At 59.4% G+C, this 26,377-nt stretch carries 24 protein-coding genes; 17 read left to right on the top strand and 7 right to left on the bottom strand.

Annotation, left to right across the window (positions count from 1 at the left end):
• Window positions 1-89 precede the first annotated feature (89 nt).
• The gene (locus AACY02_RS04695; RefSeq protein WP_339430953.1) at window positions 90-608 is read right to left on the bottom strand and encodes an RNA polymerase sigma factor; all 519 of its coding nucleotides are present in this window, start codon (window positions 606-608) and stop codon (window positions 90-92) included.
• A gap of 191 nt (window positions 609-799) precedes the next feature.
• Entirely contained in the window at window positions 800-1,801 is a 1,002-nt protein-coding gene (gene gap / locus AACY02_RS04690) for a type I glyceraldehyde-3-phosphate dehydrogenase (protein ID WP_339430952.1), read from the bottom strand.
• A gap of 220 nt (window positions 1,802-2,021) precedes the next feature.
• On the opposite strand from gap, the gene edd reads away from it, so the two are divergent.
• The 11 genes from edd to AACY02_RS04635 all read left to right on the top strand — a co-directional run bounded on the left by edd (window position 2,022) and on the right by AACY02_RS04635 (window position 15,520).
• A complete protein-coding gene (gene edd, locus AACY02_RS04685) occupies window positions 2,022-3,848 on the top strand; it encodes a phosphogluconate dehydratase (protein WP_339430951.1) in 1,827 nt (608 codons plus the stop codon).
• Complete coding sequence (locus AACY02_RS04680; protein WP_339430950.1) at window positions 3,845-4,804, top strand: glucokinase; 960 nt, start codon at window positions 3,845-3,847, stop codon at window positions 4,802-4,804. Before edd ends, AACY02_RS04680 begins: the two co-directional genes overlap by 4 nt.
• Window positions 4,805-4,918: 114 nt before the next feature.
• On the top strand, window positions 4,919-5,650 hold the full coding sequence (locus AACY02_RS04675) for a response regulator (RefSeq protein WP_221730715.1): 732 nt from the start codon (window positions 4,919-4,921) through the stop codon (window positions 5,648-5,650).
• Window positions 5,640-7,109, top strand: a complete 1,470-nt coding sequence (locus AACY02_RS04670) for an ATP-binding protein (protein WP_221730716.1) — start codon at window positions 5,640-5,642, stop codon at window positions 7,107-7,109. The genes AACY02_RS04675 and AACY02_RS04670 overlap by 11 nt, the downstream gene beginning before the upstream one ends.
• Before the next feature lie 227 nt (window positions 7,110-7,336).
• A complete protein-coding gene (locus tag AACY02_RS04665) occupies window positions 7,337-8,596 on the top strand; it encodes a D-mannose isomerase (protein ID WP_339430949.1) in 1,260 nt (419 codons plus the stop codon).
• A 131-nt stretch (window positions 8,597-8,727) separates the two neighbouring features.
• On the top strand, window positions 8,728-10,029 hold the full coding sequence (locus AACY02_RS04660; RefSeq protein WP_339430948.1) for an ABC transporter substrate-binding protein: 1,302 nt from the start codon (window positions 8,728-8,730) through the stop codon (window positions 10,027-10,029).
• Window positions 10,030-10,185: 156 nt separating this feature from the next.
• A complete protein-coding gene (locus AACY02_RS04655; RefSeq protein WP_339430947.1) occupies window positions 10,186-11,094 on the top strand; it encodes a carbohydrate ABC transporter permease in 909 nt (302 codons plus the stop codon).
• Window positions 11,087-11,932 carry a carbohydrate ABC transporter permease gene (locus AACY02_RS04650; RefSeq protein WP_221730720.1) on the top strand — a complete coding sequence of 282 codons (846 nt, stop codon included), beginning with the start codon at window positions 11,087-11,089 and terminating at the stop codon, window positions 11,930-11,932. Before AACY02_RS04655 ends, AACY02_RS04650 begins: the two co-directional genes overlap by 8 nt.
• A 2-nt stretch (window positions 11,933-11,934) precedes the next feature.
• Complete coding sequence (locus tag AACY02_RS04645; protein ID WP_339430946.1) at window positions 11,935-13,095, top strand: ABC transporter ATP-binding protein; 1,161 nt, start codon at window positions 11,935-11,937, stop codon at window positions 13,093-13,095.
• A gap of 106 nt (window positions 13,096-13,201) precedes the next feature.
• A complete protein-coding gene (locus AACY02_RS04640; protein WP_221730722.1) occupies window positions 13,202-14,551 on the top strand; it encodes a carbohydrate porin in 1,350 nt (449 codons plus the stop codon).
• A gap of 114 nt (window positions 14,552-14,665) precedes the next feature.
• Entirely contained in the window at window positions 14,666-15,520 is an 855-nt protein-coding gene (locus AACY02_RS04635) for a D-hexose-6-phosphate mutarotase (protein ID WP_339430945.1), read from the top strand.
• Window positions 15,521-15,667: 147 nt separating this feature from the next.
• On the opposite strand, the gene AACY02_RS04630 is transcribed toward AACY02_RS04635, so the two are convergent.
• On the bottom strand, window positions 15,668-16,528 hold the full coding sequence (locus AACY02_RS04630) for a MurR/RpiR family transcriptional regulator (protein ID WP_171057240.1): 861 nt from the start codon (window positions 16,526-16,528) through the stop codon (window positions 15,668-15,670).
• Between the two features lie 226 nt (window positions 16,529-16,754).
• Here AACY02_RS04630 and zwf point away from each other — a divergent pair, with 226 nt between their 5' ends.
• From zwf to AACY02_RS04610, 4 genes are all read left to right on the top strand, one after another.
• Window positions 16,755-18,221, top strand: coding sequence for a glucose-6-phosphate dehydrogenase (gene zwf, locus AACY02_RS04625; RefSeq protein WP_339430944.1), 1,467 nt, complete (start codon window positions 16,755-16,757; stop codon window positions 18,219-18,221).
• Window positions 18,208-18,921, top strand: a complete 714-nt coding sequence (pgl, locus tag AACY02_RS04620; RefSeq protein ID WP_339430943.1) for a 6-phosphogluconolactonase — start codon at window positions 18,208-18,210, stop codon at window positions 18,919-18,921. The genes zwf and pgl overlap by 14 nt, the downstream gene beginning before the upstream one ends.
• Before the next feature lie 17 nt (window positions 18,922-18,938).
• Window positions 18,939-19,604, top strand: a complete 666-nt coding sequence (locus tag AACY02_RS04615; protein WP_075945403.1) for a bifunctional 4-hydroxy-2-oxoglutarate aldolase/2-dehydro-3-deoxy-phosphogluconate aldolase — start codon at window positions 18,939-18,941, stop codon at window positions 19,602-19,604.
• Between the two features lie 188 nt (window positions 19,605-19,792).
• Window positions 19,793-20,518 (top strand): intradiol ring-cleavage dioxygenase, encoded by a 726-nt coding sequence (locus AACY02_RS04610; RefSeq protein ID WP_339430942.1) that lies wholly within the window; start codon window positions 19,793-19,795, stop codon window positions 20,516-20,518.
• A gap of 5 nt (window positions 20,519-20,523) precedes the next feature.
• Here the strand turns inward: AACY02_RS04610 and AACY02_RS04605 are convergent, their stop codons facing one another.
• The gene (locus tag AACY02_RS04605) at window positions 20,524-21,705 is read right to left on the bottom strand and encodes an aminotransferase class V-fold PLP-dependent enzyme (protein WP_339430941.1); all 1,182 of its coding nucleotides are present in this window, start codon (window positions 21,703-21,705) and stop codon (window positions 20,524-20,526) included.
• A 29-nt stretch (window positions 21,706-21,734) separates the two neighbouring features.
• Complete coding sequence (locus AACY02_RS04600) at window positions 21,735-21,971, bottom strand: DUF3820 family protein (RefSeq protein ID WP_003227425.1); 237 nt, start codon at window positions 21,969-21,971, stop codon at window positions 21,735-21,737.
• 206 nt (window positions 21,972-22,177) lie between these two features.
• On the opposite strand from AACY02_RS04600, the gene AACY02_RS04595 reads away from it, so the two are divergent.
• Window positions 22,178-22,645 (top strand): ferritin-like domain-containing protein, encoded by a 468-nt coding sequence (locus AACY02_RS04595; protein WP_339430940.1) that lies wholly within the window; start codon window positions 22,178-22,180, stop codon window positions 22,643-22,645.
• 122 nt (window positions 22,646-22,767) lie between these two features.
• Here AACY02_RS04595 and AACY02_RS04590 read toward each other — a convergent pair whose 3' ends face one another.
• Window positions 22,768-23,238: a MaoC family dehydratase gene (locus AACY02_RS04590; RefSeq protein ID WP_071553717.1), complete on the bottom strand. Its 471-nt coding sequence runs from the start codon at window positions 23,236-23,238 to the stop codon at window positions 22,768-22,770.
• 42 nt (window positions 23,239-23,280) lie between these two features.
• Entirely contained in the window at window positions 23,281-24,225 is a 945-nt protein-coding gene (locus AACY02_RS04585; protein WP_339430939.1) for an alpha/beta hydrolase, read from the bottom strand.
• 239 nt (window positions 24,226-24,464) lie between these two features.
• Here AACY02_RS04585 and fadD2 point away from each other — a divergent pair, with 239 nt between their 5' ends.
• Window positions 24,465-26,153, top strand: a complete 1,689-nt coding sequence (gene fadD2, locus AACY02_RS04580) for a long-chain-fatty-acid--CoA ligase FadD2 (RefSeq protein ID WP_339430938.1) — start codon at window positions 24,465-24,467, stop codon at window positions 26,151-26,153.
• Window positions 26,154-26,377 lie beyond the last annotated feature (224 nt).

Raw genomic sequence — 26,377 nt, 5'->3', positions numbered from 1 at the left:
TTTTAGTGAAGCGTAAAAGTCGGGCAAGGGTAACAAAGCACAAAGCTCAGTGCAGTCGAACCTGGCGCTTACGGAAAGAGCCTACAGCCTCAGTCGCCATTCAAGCGTTCGGCGACACCGATGCAAATGGTCATGATCAGTTTCAATTCTTTTTGCACGGTGCTGAGCGACACCTTCAGTTCGTCGGCGATTTCCTGATAGCTGTGCCCGTGCAGACGGCTGAGGATGAAAATCTGCTGCTGACGGGGGCTCAATTGACTGAGACTCACGTTCAAGCGTTCGAGCAATTGTTCGGCGTGGGCGGCGTCTTCGGCGCTGCTGGCAGGGGCGGCGATGCTGTGCACGACGTCCTGCGGCACGTCATCGACCATGGTGCGCGAATGGATCTTGCGCGCACGCAAATGATCCAGCGCCAGATTGCGCGCGGTCTGGAAGACAAAGGGTTCGAGGTGGTCGATGGCCCGTTCGCTCAGCGCCCGCGTCACGCGCAGGTAGGTTTCCTGCAACAGGTCTTCAGCGGTGCTGTGATTGTTGACCATCCGTTCCAGCGTGCGCAGCAACGAAGTGCGCTGGGTGAGGAAGACATGGTTGAAGCGCGATTGACTCACGGGAGGACCTGATCCATTTGAGGCGAATGATAATGCTTATCATCCAGTCAAATGGTCAAGCCTTGATTTCAGATTGAAATCGCCAACCTGCGGGAGCGGGCTTGCTTGCGAAGGCGTCGTGTCAGGTGACTCATCGATCGATTGAACCACCGCTTTCGCGAGCAAGCCCGCTCCCACATGGGGAGTGCGGCTTACTCCGCGTTGCACAACGCCAGGCAGTTATCCAGCATGCGGTTGGAGAAGCCCCACTCGTTGTCATACCAGGCCAGCACCTTCAGCAGTTTGCCGCTGGATTTGGTGTGGTTGGCGTCGAAGATCGACGACAGCGGGTTGTGGTTGAAGTCGCTGGAAACCAGCGGCAAGGTGTTGTAGCCGAGAATTTTCGAATGCTGGCTGGCAGCCTTGAGCAGCGCGTTGACTTCCTCGGCGCTGGCTTCTTTCTTCAACTGCACGGTCAGGTCCACCAGCGACACATTGATCACCGGTACACGCACGGCCATGCCGGTCAGTTTGCCGGCCAGTTCCGGCAGCACCAGGCCCACCGCTTCAGCGGCGCCGGTTTTGCTCGGGATCATGTTCTGCGTGGCCGAGCGAGCGCGGTACGGGTCGGTGTGGTAGACGTCGGTCAGGTTCTGATCGTTGGTGTAGGCGTGAATGGTGGTCATCAGGCCGCTTTCGATTCCCAGCTCGCGGTGCAACACCTGCGCCACAGGCGCCAGGCAGTTGGTGGTGCACGAAGCGTTGGAGATGATCTGGTGCGACTGGCGCAGAATGTCGTGGTTCACACCATAGACCACGGTGGCGTCGGCGCCTTTGGCCGGGGCCGAGATGATGACTTTGCGCGCGCCGGCAGTAATATGCGCGGCGGCTTTGGCACGGTCGGTAAAGAGCCCGGTGCATTCGAACACCACGTCAATTTTTTCCGCCGCCCATGGCAGTTCGGCCGGGTTGCGAATGGCACTGACGGCAATGCGGTCGCCGTTGACGGTCAGGCTTTCGTTGTCATGCGCCACTTCGGCGTCGAACGTGCCATGAACGGTGTCGTATTTGAGCAGATGCGCGTTGATCGAGCTGTCGCCCAGATCGTTGATGGCGACGATCTGCAAATCCTGTCGGTAGCCTTGGGTATACAGTGCGCGCAGGACATTACGGCCGATGCGGCCAAAACCATTGATTGCGATTCGAAGAGTCATGAAACAGCGCCGCCGTCGTTTTGTTGTTGGAATTACAAGATTATTCGCATAAAAATAGAAAACAAGCCTTTTTAGTGGCAATATTTTGTTTTATCTACAACGAGTGACCTGAATCAACTGGTCCGAATGATCAAAAACACCGTCTGTCATTCCAACAACAACGGTGTTTGATCAGCATAGACAATCAGGTCGCCACATCCGTTAGCCTGGAGTTCTACACATGCATCCCCGCGTCCTTGAGGTCACCGAACGGCTTATCGCCCGCAGCCGCGCCACGCGTCAGGCTTACCTTGCACTGATTCACGGCGCCGCGACTGACGGGCCGATGCGCGGCAAGCTGCAATGCGCCAACTTCGCCCACGGCGTGGCCGGGTGCGGCAGCGAAGACAAGCACAGCCTGCGGATGATGAACTCGGCGAATATCGCCATTGTTTCTTCATATAACGACATGCTCTCGGCGCATCAGCCGTACGAAGTATTTCCGGAACAAATCAAAAATGCCCTGCGCGAAATCGGCTCGGTCGGCCAGTTTGCCGGCGGTACTCCGGCGATGTGCGACGGCGTGACCCAAGGCGAGCCGGGCATGGAGTTGAGCCTGCCGAGCCGCGAAGTGATCGCCATGTCCACGGCGGTGGCGTTGTCGCACAACATGTTCGACGGCGCGCTGATGCTCGGCATCTGCGACAAGATCGTGCCGGGCCTGATGATGGGCTCGCTGCGTTTCGGTCATCTGCCGACAATCTTTGTGCCGGGCGGGCCGATGGTCTCGGGCATATCCAACAAGGAAAAAGCCGACGTCCGGCAGAAGTACGCCGAAGGCAAGGCGACCCGCGAAGAGCTGCTGGAATCGGAGATGAAGTCCTACCACAGCCCGGGCACCTGCACCTTCTACGGCACGGCCAACACCAATCAGTTGCTGATGGAAGTCATGGGCCTGCACCTGCCAGGCGCCTCCTTCGTCAACCCGAACACACCGCTGCGTGATGCGCTGACCCGCGAAGCGGCGCATCAAGTCACGCGTCTGACCAAGCAGAACGGCAACTTCATGCCGATCGGCGAAATCGTCGACGAGAAGTCGCTGGTCAACTCGATCGTCGCCCTGCACGCCACCGGCGGTTCGACCAACCACACCCTGCACATGCCGGCCATCGCCATGGCGGCGGGCATTCAATTGACCTGGCAAGACATGGCCGACCTCTCCGAAGTCGTGCCAACCCTCAGCCACGTCTATCCGAACGGCAAAGCCGACATCAACCACTTCCAGGCGGCGGGCGGCATGTCGTTCCTGATCCGTGAACTGCTCGAAGCCGGGCTGCTGCACGAAGACGTCAATACCGTGCTCGGCCATGGCTTGAGCCAGTACACCAAAGAGCCGTTCCTTGATAACGGCGAACTGGTCTGGCGCGAAGGCCCGATCGAAAGCCTCGACGAAAATATTCTGCGTCCAGTGGCCCGTGCCTTCTCCTCGGAGGGTGGTCTGCGGGTGATGGAAGGCAACCTCGGACGCGGCGTGATGAAGGTGTCCGCCGTGGCGCTGGAAAACCAGATCGTCGAAGCACCGGCCATGGTGTTCCAGGATCAGCAGGACCTGGCCGACGCGTTCAAGGCCGGTTTGCTGGAGAAGGATTTTGTCGCGGTGATGCGCTTCCAGGGGCCGCGTTCCAACGGCATGCCGGAACTGCACAAGATGACGCCGTTCCTTGGCGTGCTGCAGGATCGTGGCTTCAAAGTCGCGCTGGTGACTGACGGGCGCATGTCCGGCGCCTCGGGGAAAATCCCGGCGGCGATTCACGTCAGTCCTGAAGCTTATGTCGGTGGGGCTTTGGCGCGGGTGCAAGAGGGCGATATCATCCGCGTCGATGGCGTCAAAGGTACTTTGGAACTCAAAGTGGACGCCGAAGAATTTGCCGCGCGCGAACCCGCCAAAGGCCTGTTGGGCAACAACATCGGCAGCGGTCGCGAACTGTTCGGCTTCATGCGTATGGCCTTCAGCTCGGCGGAGCAGGGCGCCAGCGCCTTCACTTCTGCCCTGGAGACGCTTAATTGAAACTGGCTTTGGTCGGTGACATCGGAGGCACCAACGCGCGGTTTGCGTTGTGGAAAAACCAGCAACTGGCATCGGTTCAGGTGCTGGCCACAGCCGACCATGCCAGCCCGGAAGAGGCAATCAGCCTGTACCTGAGCGGCCTCGGTCTGGCGCCGGGTTCGATCGGTTCGGTGTGCCTGTCGGTGGCCGGCCCTGTCAGTGGCGATGAATTCAAGTTCACCAATAATCACTGGCGCCTTAGCCGCACGGCGTTCTGCAAGACCTTGCAGGTCGAGCAACTGCTGCTGATCAACGACTTCTCGGCGATGGCGTTGGGCATGACCCGATTGCAGCCCGGCGAATTCCGCGTGGTGTGCGAAGGCACGCCGGAGCCGTTGCGTCCGGCCGTGGTGATCGGCCCAGGCACAGGCCTTGGCGTCGGCACCTTGCTCGATCTCGGTGACGGTCGTTTTGCCGCGTTGCCGGGCGAGGGCGGTCACGTTGATCTGCCGTTGAGCAGCCTGCGTGAAACCCAGCTGTGGCAGCACATCCATAACGAGATCGGCCACGTCAGCGCGGAAACCGCATTGAGCGGCGGCGGCTTGCCTCGGGTTTACCGGGCGATCTGCGCGGTGGATGGGCATGAGCCAACACTCGATACGCCGGAAGCGATCACCGCTGCAGGATTGGCGGGTGACCCGATTGCCCTGCAAGTGCTGGAGCAATTCTGCTGCTGGCTCGGGCGTGTGGCCGGCAACAACGTGCTGACCACGGGCGCGCGCGGCGGGGTATTCATCGTTGGCGGCGTGATTCCACGCTTTGCCGATTTCTTTGTCCAAAGCGGTTTCGCCCACAGCTTTGCCGACAAGGGTTGCATGAGCGATTACTTCAAGGGCATTCCGGTGTGGCTGGTGACAGCGCCGTATTCCGGCCTTGTCGGTGCCGGTGTGGCCCTCGATCAATCGATTCGGGCCTGAAACACGGCCAGAAATGTGGGCGCGGGCTTGCTCCCACAATGGTTCTGTGGTGTTTGTACGTTCGATGCTTGAGGCATAATCCGCCCCAATTCCAACAACAAGGATGCCTTCGAAGTGAGCTCAGTCAACAAGTCGATTTTGTTGGTCGATGACGACCAGGAGATACGCGAGTTGCTGGACACCTACCTGACCCGCGCCGGGTTTCAGGTCCGGGCCACAGCCGATGGCGCCAGTTTTCGTCAGGCGCTCAACGAGGCGCCGAGCGATCTGGTGATCCTCGATGTCATGCTGCCCGATGAAGACGGTTTCAGCCTGTGCCGCTGGGTGCGTCAGCATCCGCGTCAGGCGCAGGTGCCGATCATCATGCTCACCGCCAGTTCCGACGAAGCCGATCGAGTGATCGGTCTGGAACTGGGCGCCGACGATTACCTTGGTAAACCGTTCAGCCCTCGTGAGCTGCAAGCACGGATCAAAGCCTTGCTGCGTCGGGCGCAATTCGGTCAGGAGCGCAGCGGCAGTGAAGTGCTGGCCTTCGATGAATGGCGGCTGGACATGGTCAGCCATCGGCTGTTCCACACCGACGGTGAGGAAGTGATTCTCTCCGGCGCCGATTTCGCCTTGCTCAAACTGTTCCTCGATCACCCGCAGGAAATCCTCGACCGCGACACCATCGGCAACGCCACCCGTGGCCGTGACCTGATGCCCCTCGATCGTATCGTCGACATGGCGGTCAGCCGTTTGCGCCAGCGCCTGCGCGATACGGAAAAACCGCCGCGACTGATCCGCACGGTGCGCGGCAGCGGCTACCAATTGGCAGCCAATGTGGTTGCCGGCAATGGTCACTGAGTCCCTGCGCAAGCTCGCAGCCAGAGCGCCGGTGCCGCGTTCGCTGTTGGGGCGGATGTTGTTGCTGACGCTTCTGGCGATGCTGTTCGCCCAGACGTTGTCGAGTGTGATCTGGGTATCGCAACTGCGTGCCACGCAACTGGAAGGCTTGGTCACCAGCGCCCGCAGCCTGGCGCATTCGATGACGGCCAGCGTCAGTTATTTCCGTTCGCTGCCGGTGGCGTATCGGCCGCTGGTGCTCGACCAGTTGCGCAGCATGGGCGGCACCCGTTTTGTCGTGACGCTCAACGACAAACCGCTGGGCATGGACGTGTTGCCGGTCACGCCGCGTAAAGCCGCCGTGATGAAAGCCGTGGATGAAGTGCTGCGTCAATCGCTGGGACAGGACACCGACATTTCCGTGAGTTTCGTCAGCCCCGAGGATCTGCGGATTTTCAACGCGGGGCTCAAACTCGATGAGTTGCCGCGCTCCTGGGCGCATTACGCGCTGACGCTGGAACCGGTCAATCCGCCCGTGCTGGTCACCCAGATTCAAATGGCGCCGGGCGAATGGCTGTATATCGCCTCCTTGTTGCCCGAGCCCTACACCAGTCTTGAAGAGCAAGGCCTGCCCTCGCAGCAAGTGTGGTTCATCGTCCTCACCAGCGGTTTTCTGCTGTTGTTCATCGGTTTGCTGGTGCATTGGCAAAGCCGACCGCTCAAGCGCCTGGCGCGGGCCGCGCGGGAGATGTCGCTGGGCGCCGATGTCGAACCGGTGGCCGAGGGCGGCGGCAGTGAAGTGGTCGAGGTGGGCCGTGCGTTCAACGCCATGCGCGAGCGCATCAGCCGTTATCTGACCGAACGCAGCCAGTTGTTCAGCGCGATTTCCCATGACCTGCGCACACCGATCACCCGCCTGCGCTTGCGCGTCGAGTTGCTGGAAGACGAACAGTTGCAAGCCAAGTTCGGTCGCGATCTCGACGAGCTGGAGTTGCTGGTCAAAGGCGCATTGCAATGCGTGAAAGACACCGACATCCACGAGAACATCGAACCGGTGGATCTCAATCATGTGCTCGATTGTCTGGTGGAGCCGTATCTGGCACCGAACGGCAATGGCCGTGTGACCCAGAACGGACGAGCGCTGGCCGCATATCCGGGCAAACCGCTGGCGCTCAAGCGTTGCATCGGCAACCTGATCGACAACGCGTTGAAGTACGGACAGAACGCGCATCTGCACATCGATGACGACGAGCACGCGTTTGTCCTGCACGTCGACGATGAAGGGCCGGGCGTGCCGCAGCAGCGCCTGGAGCAGGTGTTCGAGCCGCACTTCCGCTTGGCGGGGCAGCAGCAGGGGTACGGATTGGGCTTGGGGATTGCGCGCAACATCGCCCATAGCCATGGCGGTGAGGTGACGTTGCAGAATTTGCGTGAGGGTGGGTTGCGGGTGACGTTGCAATTGCCGCGCAGTGCCGACTAGATAGACCGCGTTATCGTTCTTCGCGAGCAAGCCCGCACACAGGTGACTGTATTCCATCTGGAGAAACGCGGTCCCCTGTGGGAGCGGGCTTGCTCGCGAAGGCGTCGGCCCATTCAACATCGATATCCATGTCACAGGTTGGTGACAAAACCTGTCCCCTTCGTTACAAGCCTGCCCCGGCCCGTTGTTTAGACTGCCCGCCGTCATAACAACAAAAAAGGCCACCCATGGATCTCTTTCACCCAGGCTTCAGCAGTTGGCTGAACGCCCCTGCCCATCAGCAATGGCTCGCCGCCGAAGGCCTGCGCCTGCTGGATTTCGCCAAGGCGGCAAAACTGCCCGAAGGTTTTGGCAATCTCGACGAGCGCGGCCAGTTGCCTGCGAACGCCCAGGCCGAAACCATGAACACCGCACGCATGACCCACAGTTTCGCCATGGCCCACATTCAGGGCCTGCCAGGGTTCGCCGAGCTGGTCGATCACGGCATCGCGGCCCTGCGCGGGCCGTTGCGCGACGCGCTGCACGGTGGCTGGTTCGCGGTCGCCGAACACCGCGATGGCAACTCTGGCAAGAACGCTTATCTGCACGCCTTCGTCGCCCTGGCGGCGAGTTCTGCGGTGGTCGCGCAGCGCCCTGGCGCGCAAGCGTTACTGGATGACGCGATCGACATCATCGACACGTATTTCTGGAGCGAAGAAGAGGGCGCCATGCGCGAATGCTTCAATCGCGACTGGAGCGAAGAAGAAGCCTATCGCGGCGCCAACAGCAACATGCACGCCACCGAAGCCTTTCTCGCGCTGGCCGACGTCACCGAAGATCCGCGCTGGCTGGTGCGCGCCCAGCGCATCGTTGAGCGCGTGATCCACGGTCATGCAGCCGCCAATGGCTACATGGTCATCGAGCACTTTGACCGCGACTGGCAAGCGCTGCGCGAGTACAACCAAGACAATCGCGCCGACGGTTTTCGCCCTTACGGCACCACCCCAGGCCACGGTTTTGAGTGGGCGCGGCTGTTGCTGCACCTCGAAGCCGCGCGGGTGCAGGCCGGTATGCTCACTCCCGGCTGGCTGGCGACCGACGCGCAGAAACTGTTCGAAAACAACTGCCGTCACGGTTGGGATGTCGATGGTGCGCCGGGCATTGTTTACACCCTCGACTGGGACAACAAAGCCGTGGTCCGCCATCGTCTGCACTGGACACATGCCGAAGCCAGCGCCGCGGCCAGTGCCTTGCTCAAACGCACGGGCGAGGCGCAGTACGAAACCTGGTATCGGCTGTTTTGGGATTTTTGTGAAAGCCATTTCATTGACCGCTGCAACGGCAGTTGGCACCACGAACTCGACTCACATAACCGCCCAAGTGCCGATATCTGGCCGGGCAAACCCGATCTGTATCACGCCTGGCAAGCCGTACTGATCCCTCGTCTACCCTTGTCGCCGAGTATGGCGAGTGCGCTGGCGCAGTTGTCCCAGAGCGCTGCTATGTAATCAGTCATGTAACCATGTCGTGACATTCGCGCGTCCCTTCGTTACCTGCGAAGCGAAACGTCCTGTTTAAACTCCTGTGCAGCGCAAGCACCAGACTTGCAACGCATAACAACAAGAAAGGTACATCTCAGATGAATGCGATTTCTCGCCTCGCTACTGTCATTTCTGTCGCCTCCCTGTTCCCGCTCGCAATTCTGCCCCTCAGTGTGTCCGCTGCCGAATCCAAAGGTTCGGTGGAAGTCGTGCATTGGTGGACGTCCGGTGGTGAAAAAGCCGCTGTTGATGTACTCAAGGCCCAAGTCGAAAAAGACGGTTTCACCTGGAAAGACGGCGCTGTTGCCGGTGGTGGCGGTGCGACTGCCATGACCGTACTGAAAAGCCGTGCTGTCGCTGGCAACCCTCCAGGCGTTGCCCAGATCAAAGGCCCGGACATCCAGGAATGGGCGTCGACCGGTCTGCTCGACACTGACGTGCTCAAGGACGTCGCCAAAGAAGAGAAGTGGGACAGCCTGCTCGACAAGAAAGTCTCCGATACCGTGAAGTACGACGGTGATTACGTGGCCGTTCCGGTGAACATTCACCGCGTCAACTGGCTGTGGATCAACCCGCAAGTCTTCAAGAAAGCCGGTATCACCAAGAACCCGACCACCCTCGAAGAATTCTACGCCGCCGGTGACAAGCTCAAGGCAGCCGGTTTCATTGCGCTGGCCCACGGCGGTCAGCCTTGGCAGGACAGCACCGTGTTCGAAGCCGTTGTGCTCTCGGTCATGGGTGTTGATGGTTACAAAAAAGCCCTGGTTGATCTGGACAACGCTGCGCTGACCGGCCCGGAAATGGTCAAGGCCCTGACTGAACTGAAGAAAGTTGCGACCTACATGGACGTCGACGGCAAAGGTCAGGACTGGAACCTGGAAGCGGCCAAGGTCATCAACGGCAAGGCCGGCATGCAGATCATGGGTGACTGGGCCAAGTCCGAGTGGACCGCCGCCAAGAAAGTCGCTGGCAAGGATTACGAGTGCGTAGCCTTCCCGGGCACCGACAAGGCGTTCACCTACAACATCGACTCCCTGGCGGTGTTCAAGCAGAAAGACGCCGGCACTGCCGCGGGTCAGAAGGACATTGCCAAAGTCGTGCTGGGTGAGAACTTCCAGAAGGTCTTCAGCATCAACAAAGGCTCGATCCCGGTGCGTAACGACATGTTGAACAACATGGAGAAGCTCGGTTTCGACTCCTGCGCACAAACTGCAGCCAAAGACTTCCTGGCAGACGCCAAGTCCGGCGGCTTGCAGCCGAGCATGGCGCACAACATGGCGACCACGCTGGCGGTGCAGGGGGCGTTCTTTGATGTCGTGACCAACTTCATCAACGACCCGAAAGCCGATCCGGCCGATACCGCCAAGAAACTCGGCGCAGCGATCAAGTCGGCCAAATAAGCGTCGTTAGCACAGGCCCCTCCTGTGGGAGCGGGCTTGCTCGCGAAGGCGTCGTGTCAGTTGCTCCATCCGTCGACTGACATACCGCCTTCGCGAGCAGGCCCGCTCTCACAAGGGATCTCACTGTAGTTTTTATTCCCTGTACTGGATTTCCCCATGAGTTCTGTTGCTGTGTTCAGCAAGGCCTCGCCGTTCGATGCATTGCAACGCTGGCTACCCAAACTGGTGCTGGCGCCGAGCATGTTCATCGTGCTGGTGGGCTTCTATGGCTACATCCTGTGGACGTTCGTGCTGTCGTTCACCACTTCGACGTTCCTGCCCAACTACAAGTGGGCCGGTCTGGCGCAATACGCGCGGTTGTTCGAGAACGACCGTTGGTGGGTCGCAAGCAAGAACCTCGCGGTGTTCGGTGGCATGTTCATCGGCATCACACTGGTGATCGGCGTGTTGCTGGCGGTGTTCCTCGACCAGCGTATTCGCCGCGAAGGTTTCATTCGCACCATTTACCTGTACCCGATGGCGCTCTCGATGATCGTCACCGGTACCGCGTGGAAATGGCTGCTCAACCCGGGCATGGGTCTGGACAAATTGTTGCGTGACTGGGGCTGGGAAGGCTTCCGTCTCGACTGGCTGATCGACCCGCATCGCGTGGTGTATTGCCTGGTGATCGCGGCGGTCTGGCAGGCCTCGGGCTTTATCATGGCGATGTTCCTCGCCGGCCTGCGTGGCGTTGATCAGTCGATCATTCGTGCTGCACAGATCGACGGCGCGAGCATGCCGACCATCTACTGGAAAGTGGTACTGCCAAGCCTGCGTCCGGTGTTCTTCAGTGCGGTGATGATTCTGGCGCACATCGCGATCAAGAGCTTCGACCTGGTTGCAGCGATGACGGCCGGTGGCCCGGGTTACTCCTCCGACCTGCCAGCGATGTTCATGTATTCCTTCACCTTCAGTCGCGGCCAGATGGGCATGGGCTCGGCCAGTGCGATTCTGATGCTCGGTGCGATTCTGGCGATCATCGTGCCTTACCTGTACTCCGAGCTGAGGACCAAGCGTCATGACTAGTCTCGCTGCCAAACCTGCGATCAGCCTGAGCCGCATCGCGATCTACGCGGTGCTGATCCTCGCCGTGTTCCTTTACCTGATTCCGCTGGTGGTCATGCTGTTGACCAGTTTCAAGACCCCGGAAGACATCAGCACCGGCAACCTGCTGAGCTGGCCGACCGTGGTCAGCGGTATTGGCTGGGTCAAGGCCTGGGCCACGGTTGATGGTTACTTCTGGAACTCGATCAAGATCACGGTTCCGGCCGTGATCATCTCTACGGCCATCGGTGCGTTGAACGGTTATGTCCTGTCGATGTGGCGCTTTCGCGGTTCGCAGTTGTTCTTCGGTCTGCTGCTGTTCGGCTGCTTCCTGCCGTTCCAGACCGTGCTGCTGCCGGCCTCGTTCACCCTCGGCAAGATGGGCCTGGCGAGCACCACCACCGGGCTGGTGTTCATCCACGTCGTTTACGGGCTGGCGTTCACCACGCTGTTCTTCCGTAACTACTACGTGAGCATTCCCGACGCGCTGGTCAAAGCTGCACGCCTTGATGGCGCAGGCTTCTTCACCATTTTTCGGCGGATCATTCTGCCGATGTCGACGCCGATCATCATGGTTTGCCTGATCTGGCAGTTCACGCAGATCTGGAACGACTTCCTGTTCGGTGTGGTGTTCTCCAGCGGTGATTCGCAACCGATCACGGTGGCGCTCAACAACCTGGTCAACACCAGCACCGGGGCCAAGGAATACAACGTGGACATGGCAGCGGCGATGATCGCCGGCCTGCCGACCCTGCTGGTCTATGTGGTCGCAGGCAAGTATTTCGTGCGCGGGCTGACGGCCGGCGCAGTCAAGGGGTAATCATGGCTACGCTCGAACTTCGTAACGTAAACAAGACCTATGGTGCCGGCCTGCCGGACACCTTGAAGAACATCGAACTGTCGATCAAGGACGGTGAGTTCCTGATCCTGGTCGGCCCGTCGGGCTGCGGCAAGTCGACCCTGATGAACTGCATCGCCGGGCTGGAAACCATCACCGGCGGCGCGATCATGATTGGCGACCAGGACGTCAGCGGCATGAGCCCAAAGGATCGCGACATTGCCATGGTGTTCCAGTCCTACGCGTTGTACCCGACCATGAGCGTGCGCGAGAACATCGAGTTCGGTCTGAAGATCCGCAAGATGGCGCAGTCGGCGATCGATGAAGAAGTCGCCCGCGTGGCCAAGCTGTTGCAGATCGAACACTTGCTCAACCGCAAGCCCGGTCAGCTTTCCGGTGGTCAGCAACAGCGTGTGGCGATGGGCCGTGCACTGGCGCGTCGGCCGAAGATCTATCTGTTCGACGAACCGCTGTCCAACCTCGACGCCAAGCTGCGCGTCGAGATGCGCACCGAAATGAAACTGATGCATCAGCGCCTGAAAACCACCACGGTTTACGTGACCCACGATCAGATCGAAGCGATGACGCTAGGCGACAAAGTGGCGGTGATGAAGGACGGCATCATCCAGCAGTTCGGTACGCCAAAAGAGATCTACAACGACCCGGCCAACCTGTTCGTGGCGAGCTTCATCGGTTCGCCGCCGATGAACTTCATCCCGCTGCGTTTGCAGCGCAAGGACGGTCGTCTGCTGGCACTGCTCGACAGTGGCCAGGCGCGTTGCGAGTTGCCGATGGGCATGCAGGACGCCGGTCTTGAAGATCGCGAAGTGATCCTCGGCCTGCGCCCGGAGCAGATTGTTCTGGCCAGCGACGAGGGCAATGGCCTGCCGAGCATTCGCGCCGAAGTGCAGGTGACCGAGCCGACCGGCCCGGACACGCTGGTATTCGTCAACCTCAACGACACCAAGGTCTGCTGCCGTCTGGCACCGGACGTGGCGCCGCAGGTGGGCGAGAACCTGACGCTGCAATTCGATCCGTCGAAAGTGCTGCTGTTCGATGCCAAGACTGGCGAGCGGTTGGGTGTTGCCGGTCAGGCGCAGTCCGAAGCGCGGTCTGCCAACGTGGCCCAGTTCAAAGGCCGCTGAAGAACAAAATGTGGGAGCACGCGGTGGATTGCCTGTAATCCATCGCACTTTATGTAAACCGCGTTAGATAAAAACAGTTAATAACAATAAAGACGAGGATGTAGGGATGAAAAAGAAACACGTCAATGCCCGGTTGATCTGCCAAGTGTCAGCAGCGGCAGCCTTGGTGCTGGCCGGCAATGCCATGGCCGCCGATGCGTTCAGCTCCGATTCCAAATGGATGACGGGCGACTGGGGTGGTGAGCGGACCAAGCTGATCGAGCAGGGTATCGACATCAAGGCCGATTACGTTGGGGAAGTCGGTGGCAACCTGCACGGTGGCTACAACGACGACAAGACCGGCCGCTACAGCGACCAGTTCGGTTTGGGCGTGGCACTGGATCTGCAAAAACTGTGGGGCTGGGACAACACTCAGGCCAAGATTCAACTGACCAACCGTAACGGTCAAAACATCTCCAACGACCGCGTGGGCGACCCGCGTGCCGGCACCTTGAGCTCGTCTCAAGAAGTTTACGGCCGTGGCCACATGGTGCGTCTGACCCAGCTGTGGATTCAGCACCAGTTCTTCGACAACAAGCTCGACGTCAAGGCCGGTTACTTCGGTGAAGGCGAAGACTTCAACACCTTCCCGTGCGAGTTCCAGAACCTGGCGTTCTGCGGCTCCCAGGTGGGTAACTGGGCGACCAACATCTGGTACAACTGGCCCGTCAGCCAGGCCGCGATCCGCGTGAAGTACAACATCAACGACGAGCTCTACGCGCAGATCGGTGCGTACAACCAGAACCCGTCGCAACTGGAACACGGCAACGGCTTCAAGCTCAGCGGCAGCGGCACCAAAGGTACGGTGTTGCCGGTCGAGCTGGTCTGGTCGCCGAAGGTCAACAGCCTGCCGGGCGAATACCGCGTCGGTTACTACAAGAGCACCGCTGATGCCAGCGATGTCCGCGAAGACATCAACGGCAACGACGCTGCAACCACCGGTAACGCCTACCGCACCCACAGCAGCAAGCACGGCTACTGGTTCGTGGCGCAACAGCAACTCACCAGCCACAACGGTGACGCGACCCGCGGTCTGAACATCGCCGCCAACGCCACGTTCCACGACAAGGACACCAACTTCATCGACAACTATCAGTCGGTGATGTTTGTCTACAAAGGCCCGTTCGACGCGCGTCCAAAAGATGACATCGGTATTGGCGCTGCGCGTATTCACGTCAACGATGACGTGAAGAAAAACGCCGAACTGCTCAATGCATCCAACGGTGTTTCGGATTACGACAACCCGGTGTTCTCGCCGATTCGTGAAACCGAATACAACTACGAGATCAACTACGGCTTCCACGTCACTAACTGGCTGACCGTACGTCCTAACCTGCAATACATCACTCATCCAGGTGGCGTGGACGCAGTGGACAACGCTTTGGTCGCCGGTCTGAAAATTCAGTCGGTGTTCTAACGCGTCTGCGATAAGCTCCTCTCTATGTGCGCATATTTGCGGACAGCCAAGGCTGTCCGCTTTTTTTTGGGGGCAGGCGCACCCCTATGAAAGACGAGTTCAGGACCGTGGCCAATGCATGAGCATCCGCTGCAACGCTTTTTCAGATCCTTGCGCGAACAGCCGGTGTTCGCCTGGGAGCGCTATCAGATGCGCGACGTGTTGGTGATCGATCATCCGCTGTGTCAGGCGGTGTTCAGTCGTCAGGGCGCGCAGTTGCTGCATTTTCAGCCACGCGGGCAAAAGCCGTGGTTGTGGTGTGCGGCGAAATGGCCGCATGTCGGTGCCATTCGCGGTGGGGTGCCGGTGTGCTGGCCGTGGTACGGCCGCCATCCGAGCGAAAACGCGTGGCCGTCCCATGGCTGGGCGCGGCTGCTCGACTGGAAATTGCTCGACAGCAGCAGCGCCGAGGATGGCGTGCGCCTGCACTGGCAATTGCAACTGTGCGATTGGCAGGTCGATCTGCACGCGCACTTGGGCGAGCGCATGGAGTTGCGTCTGAGTACCGAGCATCAGGACGACATGCCGTGTCAGTTGAGCCAGGCGTTGCACGCTTACTGGCGTATTGGTGATGTCGGTGAGATAGCGCTGTCCGGCCTCGAAGGCGCGCAGGGTTATGACCAGTTGAACCGTCAGGTTTGCCAGCAGGAAGGCGAGTTGCGGGTCGAGGGTGGCTGCCAGCGGGTGTTCCAGCACGACGGCGAGTTACAGCTCAAGGATCACGCCTGGCAGCGCGAGTTGTGCATTGACACCGGTGACACGGCGGACACGGTGGTCTGGCATCCAGGCTCGCGGCCGCTGTTGGGCGTGAGTTGGGATGAGATCTCGGAATTTGTTTGTGTTGAAGCGGCGACGGGCGGGACGGACAGCCTGCATCTGGCGCCGGGGGTTAAGGCGCATTTGAGTTTGCAGGCGTGGGCTGCGGCCTGAATTTGTGGTGAGTCGCCTGACGGCTTCGCGAGCAAACCCGCTCCCACATTGGACCTTCAATGAACACAGGATTTGTGTTCAAAACAGATCCCCTGTGGGAGCGGGCTTGCTCGCGAAGAGGCCGGATCAATCAGCCGAGATTTTGGATCAGTTGAACTCGTCACCCACCGGATACCGGCTCGCATTCAAGCTCTCTTTGATCTTGCGCAGATGCGGCTGGAAATCGACCCCGCGACGCAAGGTCATACCGGTCGCCAGCACATCCAGCACGGTCAACTGAATGATCCGCGAGGTCATCGGCATGTAGATGTCGGTGTCTTCCGGCAGCGGAATGTTCAGGCTCAGCGTACTGGCCTTGGCCAGCGGCGAGTTCTCGGCGGTCAGACCCAGCACCGAGGCGCCGTTCTCCCGGGCAATGCGCGCCACTTCCACCAGTTCACGGGTGCGGCCGGTGTAGGAAATGATCACGAACAGTTCGCCGGTGTGAGCCACCGAAGCGATCATCCGCTGCATCAGCACATCGGCATGCGCCGTCACCGCCAGGTTGAACCGAAAGAACTTGTGCTGCGCATCCAGCGCCACTGGCGCTGACGCACCGAGGCCGAAGAAGTGGATTTGCCGCGCCTGAATCAACAGGTCGACGGCGCGGCTGATCAGGTTCGGGTCCAGCGCCTGGCAAGCGCTGTCCAGTGACGCAATGGCACTGCCGAAAATCTTCTGCGTATAGGCTTCGGGATTGTCATCGGCTTCCACCGCACGGCTGACATAGGCCGCGCCGCTGGCCAGGCTCTGGGCCAGTTGCAGCTTGAGTTCGGGGTAGCCGCTGACGCCGAACGAACGGCAGAAACGGTTGACCGTCGGCTCGCTCACCGACGCGGCCTGGGCGAGGGCGGCGATGCTGAAGCGGGTGGCCTGCTGCGGGTTGAGCAGGATCACCTCGGCGACTTTGCGTTCGGCCTTGTTCAGGTCTTCAAGGCGACTCTGGATCTGTTCCAGTAAATTTCGCACGCGGTCCATATGGAATTCCTAATTCACCTGCGCAAAGGTGCGCCGGGCTATGCAAATTGGGCCTTTGATATGGCCCGTAACGGTGGCCTATCCTACTGATGGCTCCGACCGACCACCACTCGGAATCTGTATTCTGTGAAAATGTTGTGGTTATTACTACATTTTCCCTTGAGTGATGCCTTGAAAAAAGGTATTTGTAGCTTAACTTGATAAAAGAACAAACATCATGCCTTCGATTACGGTTGAACCGTGCACCTTTGCCTTGTTCGGCGCTCTTGGCGATCTGGCCCTGCGCAAGCTGTTTCCTGCCCTTTATCACCTCGATGGCGCCGACCTTTTGCACGAGGACACGCGCATTATCGCGCTGGCCCGTGAAGCCGGCTCCGAGCAGCAGCACATGGCGTTCATCGCCGATGAACTGCGCCGCTACGTCGGCAAGGAGTTGGACGAGGCCGTCGCCGAGCGCTTTCTGGCGCGCCTGACCTACCTGCACGTCGACTTTCTCAAGGCTGAAGATTATGTAGCGCTGGCCGAGCTGGCGGGCAGTTCGCAGCGCATGATTGCCTATTTCGCCACGCCGGCGGCGGTGTACGGCGCTATCTGCGAGAACCTGGCGAACGTCGGTCTGGCGCAAAACACCCGCGTGGTACTGGAAAAGCCGATTGGCTCCGATCTCGAATCCTCGCGCAAAGTGAACGATGCCGTGGCGCAGTTCTTCCCGGAGAACCGCACTTATCGTATCGACCACTACCTGGGCAAAGAGACCGTTCAAAACCTGATCGCCTTGCGTTTTGCCAACAGCCTGTTCGAAACCCAGTGGAACCAGAACTACATTTCCCATGTGGAAATCACGGTGGCCGAGAAGGTCGGCATCGAAGGCCGTTGGGGTTACTTCGACAAGGCCGGTCAGCTGCGCGACATGATCCAGAATCACCTGTTGCAACTGCTCTGCCTGATCGCCATGGATCCACCGGCCGATCTGTCCGCCGACAGCATCCGTGACGAAAAAGTAAAAGTGCTCAAGGCGCTCGCGCCGATCAGCCCGGAAGGCCTGACCACTCAAGTGGTGCGCGGCCAGTACATCGCCGGTCACAGTGAAGGCAAGTCCGTACCGGGCTACCTCGAAGAGCCGAATTCCAATACCCAGAGCGACACCGAAACCTTCGTCGCCCTGCGTGCCGACATCCGCAACTGGCGCTGGGCCGGCGTGCCGTTCTACCTGCGAACCGGCAAGCGCATGCCGCAAAAGCTGTCGCAGATCGTCATCCACTTCAAGGAACCCTCGCACTACATCTTCGCCCCCGAGCAGCGCTTGCAGATCAGCAACAAACTGATCATCCGCCTGCAACCGGACGAAGGCATTTCCTTGCGCGTGATGACCAAAGAGCAGGGCCTGGACAAAGGCATGCAACTGCGCAGCGGCCCGCTGCAACTGAATTTCTCCGACACCTGGCGTAGCGCGCGGATCCCCGATGCCTACGAGCGGTTGTTGCTGGAAGTGATGAACGGCAATCAGAACCTGTTTGTCCGTAAAGATGAAATCGAAGCCGCGTGGAAGTGGTGTGACCAGTTGATCGCCGGATGGAAAAAATCCGGTGACGCGCCCAAGCCGTACGCGGCCGGGTCGTGGGGGCCGATGAGTTCCATTGCATTGATCACGCGGGACGGGAGGTCGTGGTATGGCGATATCTGATGTGAAACTGCCCGAGGGCGTGAACGCCCATGAATTCAAGAGCCCGGCGACGCTGGCCGAAGGCTTGGCGCTTAACGTTGCCAAGCAACTGACCGATGCTATTGCTGCACGCGGCAACGCTGTGCTGGTGGTGTCCGGCGGTCGTAGCCCGGTGGCGTTTTTCCAGCACCTGGCCAAGCAGGCACTGGACTGGTCGAAGGTCGTCGTGACCCTCGCCGACGAACGCTGGGTGCCGGTCGAACACGCCGACAGCAATGCCGGTCTGCTCAAGCAGTACCTGCTCAAAGGCCCCGCCGCCAAGGCGCAATTTCTGAGCCTTTACAGCGCTGCGGCGAATGTCGAACAAGCCGCCGAGCAGGCTGACCGTCTGCTCGCCGAGTTGCCGCCGATTGACGTGTTGGTGCTGGGCATGGGCGACGACGGTCATACCGCGTCGCTGTTTCCCGATAGCCCGAACCTCACTGAGGCGTTGCAGGTCGACGGCACCCGCCGTTGCTGGCCAATGCTGGCGCCCACCGTGCCGCATCAGCGTCTGAGCATGAGCCGTGCGCTGCTGGCGTCGGCGAAGCACAAGATTCTGTCGATTTCCGGTCAATCGAAACTGACCACCCTGAATGCCGCGCTGGCATCCGACGATGTCGCTGCCATGCCGGTTCGCGCGTTTCTGCAACCCACGTTAGAGATTTACTGGTGCCCATGAGCCAAGGAACAGCCGCTATGAAAAACCCATCCCCGACCGTTTCCATGGCGGACAAAGTTGCCCTGATCGACAGCCTCTGCGCCAAGGCGCGGATCCTGCCGGTGATCACCATCGCTCGTGAACAGGACGTGCTGCCACTGGCCGACGCCCTGGCCGCAGGTGGCCTCACCGCGCTGGAAGTGACCCTGCGTTCGCAGTTCGGTCTCAAGGCCATCCAGATCCTGCGCGAACAGCGTCCGGAACTGATGACCGGTGCCGGCACCGTGCTTGATCGCAACATGCTTGCGGCGGCCGAAGCGGCGGGTTCGCAATTCATCGTCACCCCAGGCATCACCCGCGACCTGCTGGAAGCCAGCGTCGACAGCCCGATTCCGCTGTTGCCGGGCATCAGCAACGCCTCCGGCATCATGGAAGGCTACGGTTTGGGCTATCGCCGCTTCAAGCTGTTCCCGGCTGAAGTGAGCGGTGGCGTGGCGGCAATCAAGGCCCTTGGCGGCCCGTTCGGTGAAGTGAAATTCTGCCCGACCGGCGGCGTGGGCCCTGCCAACATCAAGAGCTACATGGCGCTGAAAAACGTCATGTGTGTAGGCGGTAGCTGGATGCTGGATCCGGAGTGGATCAAGAACGGCGACTGGGCACGCATTCAGGAATGCACCGCCGAGGCATTGGCGCTGCTGGACTGATGCTTGTGGATTGACAGCTTTACCTGACACTTCGTTGTGTGTTCTACGGCTTTACGGTGCGCTTGGTCGGTGCACCGTTTTTTTTTGCCCTGAAAAAGTCGCAGATACATTGCTCGATACATAGTTACCGCACCGAGTTTTGCGCACGACGCTAATCTGCGCTCTTCTTATGGAAGAGAGCACCTGTCATGGATCGAGATCCCGCATCCCCATCACCGCAACCTGTATATCAACTGGCCCCCGAGCAAATCGCCGGGCCGTATTTTCGCAATCCCAAACTGTTGCGTCGCAACATCAGCGAAGGTGCTGAAGGCCTGCCGTTGATCCTGCGCCTGACCATTGTCGATGCAATGACCGGTGAGCCGGTCAGTGGCGCCCTCGTGGACATCTGGCATTGCAATGCGCGAGGGGCCTATTCGGGCTGGAGCCGGATCAATCCCGATCTCGAAGTCGAGGTTGAAGATATCGGCTCGATCCCGCGCACCGACGACCACACCTACCTGCGTGGCAGCCAGTTTTGCGATCAAAAGGGCAGGGTACGTTTCACGACGATCTATCCGGGATTCTATGCCGGTCGCACGCTGCACATTCATGTCGCGGTGCGTATGGTTGCCGGCAGTGAATACCTTGATGAGCGTTGTGTGGCGTGGGTGGGGCAGTTGTACTTTCCCGAGGTCGTTTCACGCTCGGTGCTCAATGCCAAAGCCTATCGGGGGCGGGCATCGTTGCCGCTGGACAACGGCCAGGACAGTATTTACGCCGGTATGGGCGGCGAAGCCTCGACCCTCGCTGTCTGGCCGATCGGTCGCGACTCCCACGAGGACGGCTATTTCGGCCACCTCACCCTCGGCATCGACACCTTTGCGGTGTCGACGCAGATCAGGCCCGAGGACTTCGACAAGTACACCGTATAGCCGCGTTAACGCAGCTCGTTGAGCGCACGGGTCAACAACTGCATGTCGGCAGACGTGGTGGTCAGCCCCGGCGTGATGCGAATGCACGGTCCACAGGCTGCGCCAGTGCGCACAACGGTAAACAGGTTGTAGTCGTTGAGCAGTCGCTCAGCCATCGCCTGTTGATCGTCGTGGCGGGTGAAACGCATAGAAGTGATCCCGCAAAACAGCCGTGGATCGTCCGGGGTCATGACTTCAATGCCCGGCAAGTGCCGCACCGCGCTGACCCAAAGATTGCGCAGGTAATTGAGGCGTGCACCTTTGGCCGGTGCGCCGCCGAGTGAACGGTGCTCCTCGAATACCAACGGGAGGCTCATCAGCGCTGGAATATTGGGCGTGCTGTAGGAAGTGCGGCTGCGGATATCGTTGACCGGATAGTGCATCTCGCCCATGTCCGGATCGATGTCGGCCAGGCGCTGCGGGGCGATATAGAGAAAGCCAAGGGTCAGGGGCGCGCCGATCCATTTGTGCAGGTTGTAGCCGGCGAATGCGATGCCCATTGCTTCCAGATCGAACTCGATCTGGCCCAGGGCATGGGCTCCGTCGAGGATGATGTCGACGCCGTGCTCCTTGGCCAGCGCGGCAATAGCCTGCACCGGCATCACCAGGCCGGTGCGATGGGTGACATGCGTCAACGCCATCAGCTTGAGTTTCGGGTGGCGGATGAACACCTCACGGTAGGCCTGCAGCAAACTGTCGAAACTCGCCGGGTGCGCGTGGGCAATCTCGATCACCTCTACACCGCGATACTTTGCCAGCCAACGCATGGCGCCTTTTACCGTGTCGTATTCCAGGTCACAGATCAGCACTTGATCGCCCGGTTGCAGGCGGTTGTAGTTGCGGATCAGCGATTGCAGGCCTTCGGTGGCGTTTCGTGTGAAGGCAACGCTTTGCGCGCGTACGCCCATCAACTCGGCCAGTTGCGCGCGAATGTCGAGGTTGTCGTGCTGTTCGAAGCGTTGGCGCACATACACCGAGTTGCTGTTGTTGATCCGCTCGATGTTGCGCTGGTACTCCTCGATCACCGTGCGCGACATGCGCCCGAAGTAACCGTTTTCCAGGTTCACGGGGCCGGGTTGAGCGTCATAACGATCGGCGAACGTCTGCCAGAAGGCTTCGTCACGGGCGCGGCGGGTGTTGTCGGGCATGGTTGGCAAGCTCTGTAGAGGAGGGCGCGTCAGTGGCGCGGGGCAGGTTTGCCGTGTTTTGCGCGTAGCGGTTCGAGCAAGTCAGAGAGGCCGTTGTGGTCGATTTCCTGCATCAAGGCCAGCAAGCCACCGAGTTCGCCGTGGGGGAAGCCTTCGCGGGCGAACCAGTTGAGATAAGGCCCCGGCAGGTCGGCAATGATCCGGCCCTTGTATTTGCCAAAGGGCATTTCGCGGGTGATCAACAGTTCGAGTTTTTCGGGATTCATCAGTGAGATCGTCTGGCTTCAAATCAGAGTGGAAAATACAGGCATTCTGCATGCAGGCCAAATGACAGATCATGCAAATATCCTTGATGCAGATAGTTCACTTACATTTAAAGCATTGATATATAAAGATTTTTTTATTAATAGAAAACTGGCACGCACACTGCAATATCCCTTGCATCTTCAACCAACCGCAAGGAATTGAAAAAATGACTGACATGAATAAAGAAGCCATCTCTGTACTCAATGACCTGATTGAAACCAGCAAAGACGGTCAGGAAGGGTTCAAGACTTGCGCTGAAGACATCAAGCATCCTGAACTCAAAACGCTGTTCACCACCCGCTCTGCCGATTGCGCTACCGCCGCTGCGGAACTGCAAGCTGAAGTGCGCAAACTGGGCGGTGATCCGGAAACGTCCACCAGCGTCAGCGGTGACCTGCATCGCCGTTGGGTTGACGTCAAAGCGATGTTTACCGGCAAGGACGAAGAAGCTGTGCTTAACGAAGCCGAGCGCGGTGAAGACCATGCGCTGAAGGCTTATCGTGAAGCCATGGAGAAAATCAACAAGCACAATCTGGTCGGTATTCGCGACCTGGTTGAACGCCAGTACCATGGTGCGCAACGCAACCACGACCAGGTGAAAGCCCTGCGTAACCAGGCTCGCGCTCGTTCGTAAGCCACGCTGAAAAAACGGTGGGAGCGGGCTTGCTCTCGAATGCGGTGTGTCATGCAACGATGATGTTGCTGACACGACCTCTTCGCGAGCCAGCCCGCTCCCACTTTGTGTTGTGCAGCCAATCAGCCGATGCTGATCGCCGGCAAGGTTGGCAGGGTTACGGTCTGTTGTTTGCGCGGCGCCAGAATCTCAGCTTCGCCATCGACCACTAATTCATCACGCTGGTTGAACACGCGAGTGGCGATCCGCACGCGAAACTTCGGCAGCTTCTCAAGGATTTCCAGGCGCACGGTCAGTGTGTCGCCAATCTTTACCGGCTTCTGAAAGCTCATCTGCTGACCGATATAAATAGTCCCCGGTCCAGGCAGTTCGCAGGCAACGGCTGCACTGATCAGCGCACCGCTGAACATGCCGTGGGCGATGCGTTCCTTGAACATGCTGGCGGCGGCAAATTCGGCGTCCAGGTGTACCGGGTTGTGGTCGCCGGACATGGCGGCGAACAACTGAATGTCGCGCTCTTCGACAGTCTTGCTGTAGCTGGCAGTCTGGCCGACTTCGAGGGCTTCGTAAGGGGTGTTGGTAACCTGGGTCATCGGTCTGGGTTCCTGTGACGGATTAAATGAATCCACAAAAAATTATTCGCTGCGATGAGGGCGCGGATGGCTCAGGGCCTGATTGATCCAGGTCAGCACATCGGCGATCACTTCGTCGCGATTGGTTTCGTTGAACAATTCGTGCCGCGCCTGCGGATAGATCTTCAGTTGCAGGTTGTGGCTGCCGGCCGTGCGCAAGGCATTGGCCAGATCTGTCAGACGCTTGCCTTCACTGACCGGATCACATTCGCCGCCGATCACCAGCAGCGGCAGGCCCGGGTCGATCTGGGCGAGAGTGGACGCTTTGCTGATTTGCTGCAAGCCGCCGAGCAAGTCGATCCACAGCTGATTGGTGCAGCGAAAGCCGCACAGCGGGTCGGCAGCGTACTTGTCGACTTCGGCCGGATCGCGGCTGAGCCAGTCGAACGGTGTGCGCACCGGTTTGAATTTTTTGTTGAACGAGCCGAACGACAACCACTCGATCAGCGCACTGCGACCCTTGGCGCCCTGACGCAGTTTTTCCAGGCGGGCGATCTGCCGCGCGGCGCCGTACAGCGCTACCGGTTGAAAGTTCGAACCGCTGAGAATCGCCCCGTGCAGGCTGGCGCTGTGGTGCAGCAGGTAACCTTGGGCCAGGTAGCTGCCCATGCTGTGCCCGAGCAGAATGATCGGTACGCCGGGATGTTGCTGGCCGATGTACTGATTGAGGCTGGCCAGATCACCGACGACTTTGCACCAGCCATCGCTCTCTGCGAAATGCCCCAGGGTGCCGTTTTCGGCGGTTTTGCCATGTCCACGCAGGTCCGGGGCGTACACGCCGTAGCCCTGGGCGCAGAACCTTTCAGCCAGCCGTTGGTAGCGCCCGCTGTGCTCGGCCATGCCATGGGCCAGCAGGATCAACGCTTTCAGCGGAGTCTTGGGCAACCACAGATTGACGAAGAGGCGGCTGCGGTCACTCGCGTCCAGCCATAAAGTGTCGTGGATCATGGCGATTCCTTTGCTCAGAGTCGAAACAGTGTATAGCGCATTCGTTGTTCTTCGTCTGATCAGCCCACACGACGGCAGGAAGATTCATACGATCAATGACGGCTTTGCCCGTATTTGCCTGATTGGCCATAACTGCTAGTGTCCGTGAAGCTCCGCTTTTTGCTTTCTGCTTTCAAGGGATGAACGAGAAATGACAGAAACGCGGCCCCGGATCAGCTCAGGTAAAGAGGACAAGAACAATGCAACCTGATTTCTGGAATGACAAACGCCCGGCCGGCGTACCGCTGGACATCGACATGGGTGAATTCAAGTCGGTGATCGAGGTGTTTGAGCGTTCCTGCAAGAAGTTCGCCGATCGCCCGGCCTTCAGCAACATGGGCGTGACCTTGACCTACGCAGAACTTGAGCGCCAGAGCGCTGCCTTCGCAGGGTACCTGCAAGCGCATACCGATCTTGCGCCCGGGGACCGCATCGCGGTGCAGATGCCCAATGTCCTGCATTACCCGATTGCCGTGTTCGGCGCCTTGCGCGCCGGGCTGATCGTGGTCAACATCAACCCGCTGTACACCGCGCGGGAGATGCGCCATCAGTTCAAGGATTCCGGCGCTCGAGCGCTGGTGTACCTGAACATGTTCGGCCAGAAAGTTCAGGAAGTGCTGGCCGACACCGACATTCAATACCTGATCGAAGCGAAGATGGGCGACCTGATGCCCACAGCCAAAGGCTGGCTGGTCAACACCGTGGTCAGCAAAGTGAAGAAAATGGTGCCGGCGTATTCGCTGCCCCAGGCGATCTCCTTCAAAAGCGCATTGCGCATGGGGCGTGGGCTGGGCATCAAACCCCTGAAGGCCAGCCTCGACGACATCGCCGTGCTGCAATACACCGGCGGCACCACGGGGCTGGCCAAGGGTGCAATGCTGACCCACGGCAATCTGGTGGCGAACATGCAGCAGGTGCGGGCCTGTCTCGCGCAACTGGGCCCTGACGGGCAGCCACTGCTGCGCGAGGGCCAGGAAGTGATGGTCGCGCCGCTGCCGCTTTATCACATCTATGCTTTCACCGCGAATTGCATGTGCATGATGGTGTCCGGCAATCACAACGTGCTGATCACCAACCCGCGCGACATTGCCGGGTTTATCAAGGAACTGAAAAACTGGCGTTTCTCGGCGCTGCTGGGTTTGAACACATTGTTCGTTGCGCTGATGGAACACCCGGATTTCAAGACGCTGGATTTCTCCAGCCTTAAACTGACCAACTCCGGCGGCACCGCGCTGGTCAAAGCCACGGCCGAACGCTGGGAGCAGCTCACCGGTTGCCGCATCACCGAAGGTTACGGCCTGACCGAAACCTCGCCGGTGGCCTGTACCAACCCCTACGGCGACCAGTCGCGTCTGGGTACGGTTGGCCTGCCGGTGCCGGGTACGCTGTTGAAAGTCATCAACGATGACGGCGTCGAACAGCCGATGGGCGAGCGTGGCGAGTTGTGCATCAAAGGCCCGCAAATCATGAAAGGCTACTGGCACAAACCTGAAGCCACCGCTGAAGTGCTGGATGCCGAGGGCTGGTTCAAGTCTGGCGACATCGCCGTGATCGACCCGGACGGCTTTGTGCGCATCGTCGATCGCAAGAAGGACATGATCATCGTCTCCGGTTTCAACGTTTACCCGAACGAGATCGAAGATGTGGTCATGGCCCATCCGAAAGTCGCCAACTGCGCGGTGATCGGTGTACCGGACGAGCGTTCGGGCGAGGCGGTTAAGCTGTTTGTGGTGGCGCGCGAAAGCGGTGTAAGTCTTGAAGAGCTCAAGGCTTACTGCAAAGAGAATTTCACCGCCTACAAAGTGCCGAAACACATTGTCTTGCGTGAGTCGTTGCCGATGACGCCTGTAGGGAAAATTCTGCGACGTGAGTTGCGCGATATCGCCTGATCGATAAATAGCCGCGCTTTGCGCGGATCGCGGGCAAGCCACGCACCCACAGGTATCTATGCAGATCTTGTGGATGCAGGCTTGCCCGCGATGCTTTTTGGAGGAATAGCCCGAATTACGGGGCTTTCAGGGTGTTATAGGATTTTTGCTCTAAAATGACCGCTAGAGAGTCTTGAGTCATCAATATGACTGTAGGGGCCGCTTTTGGCTCTAGTCGACCCTCG

The organism is Pseudomonas sp. EA_65y_Pfl2_P78 (assembly GCF_963970495.1).
Lineage (GTDB): Bacteria > Pseudomonadota > Gammaproteobacteria > Pseudomonadales > Pseudomonadaceae > Aquipseudomonas > Aquipseudomonas baetica_A.
Note: the sequence above shows the minus strand (reverse complement) of the source record. Positions and strands in the feature narration are given on the sequence as shown.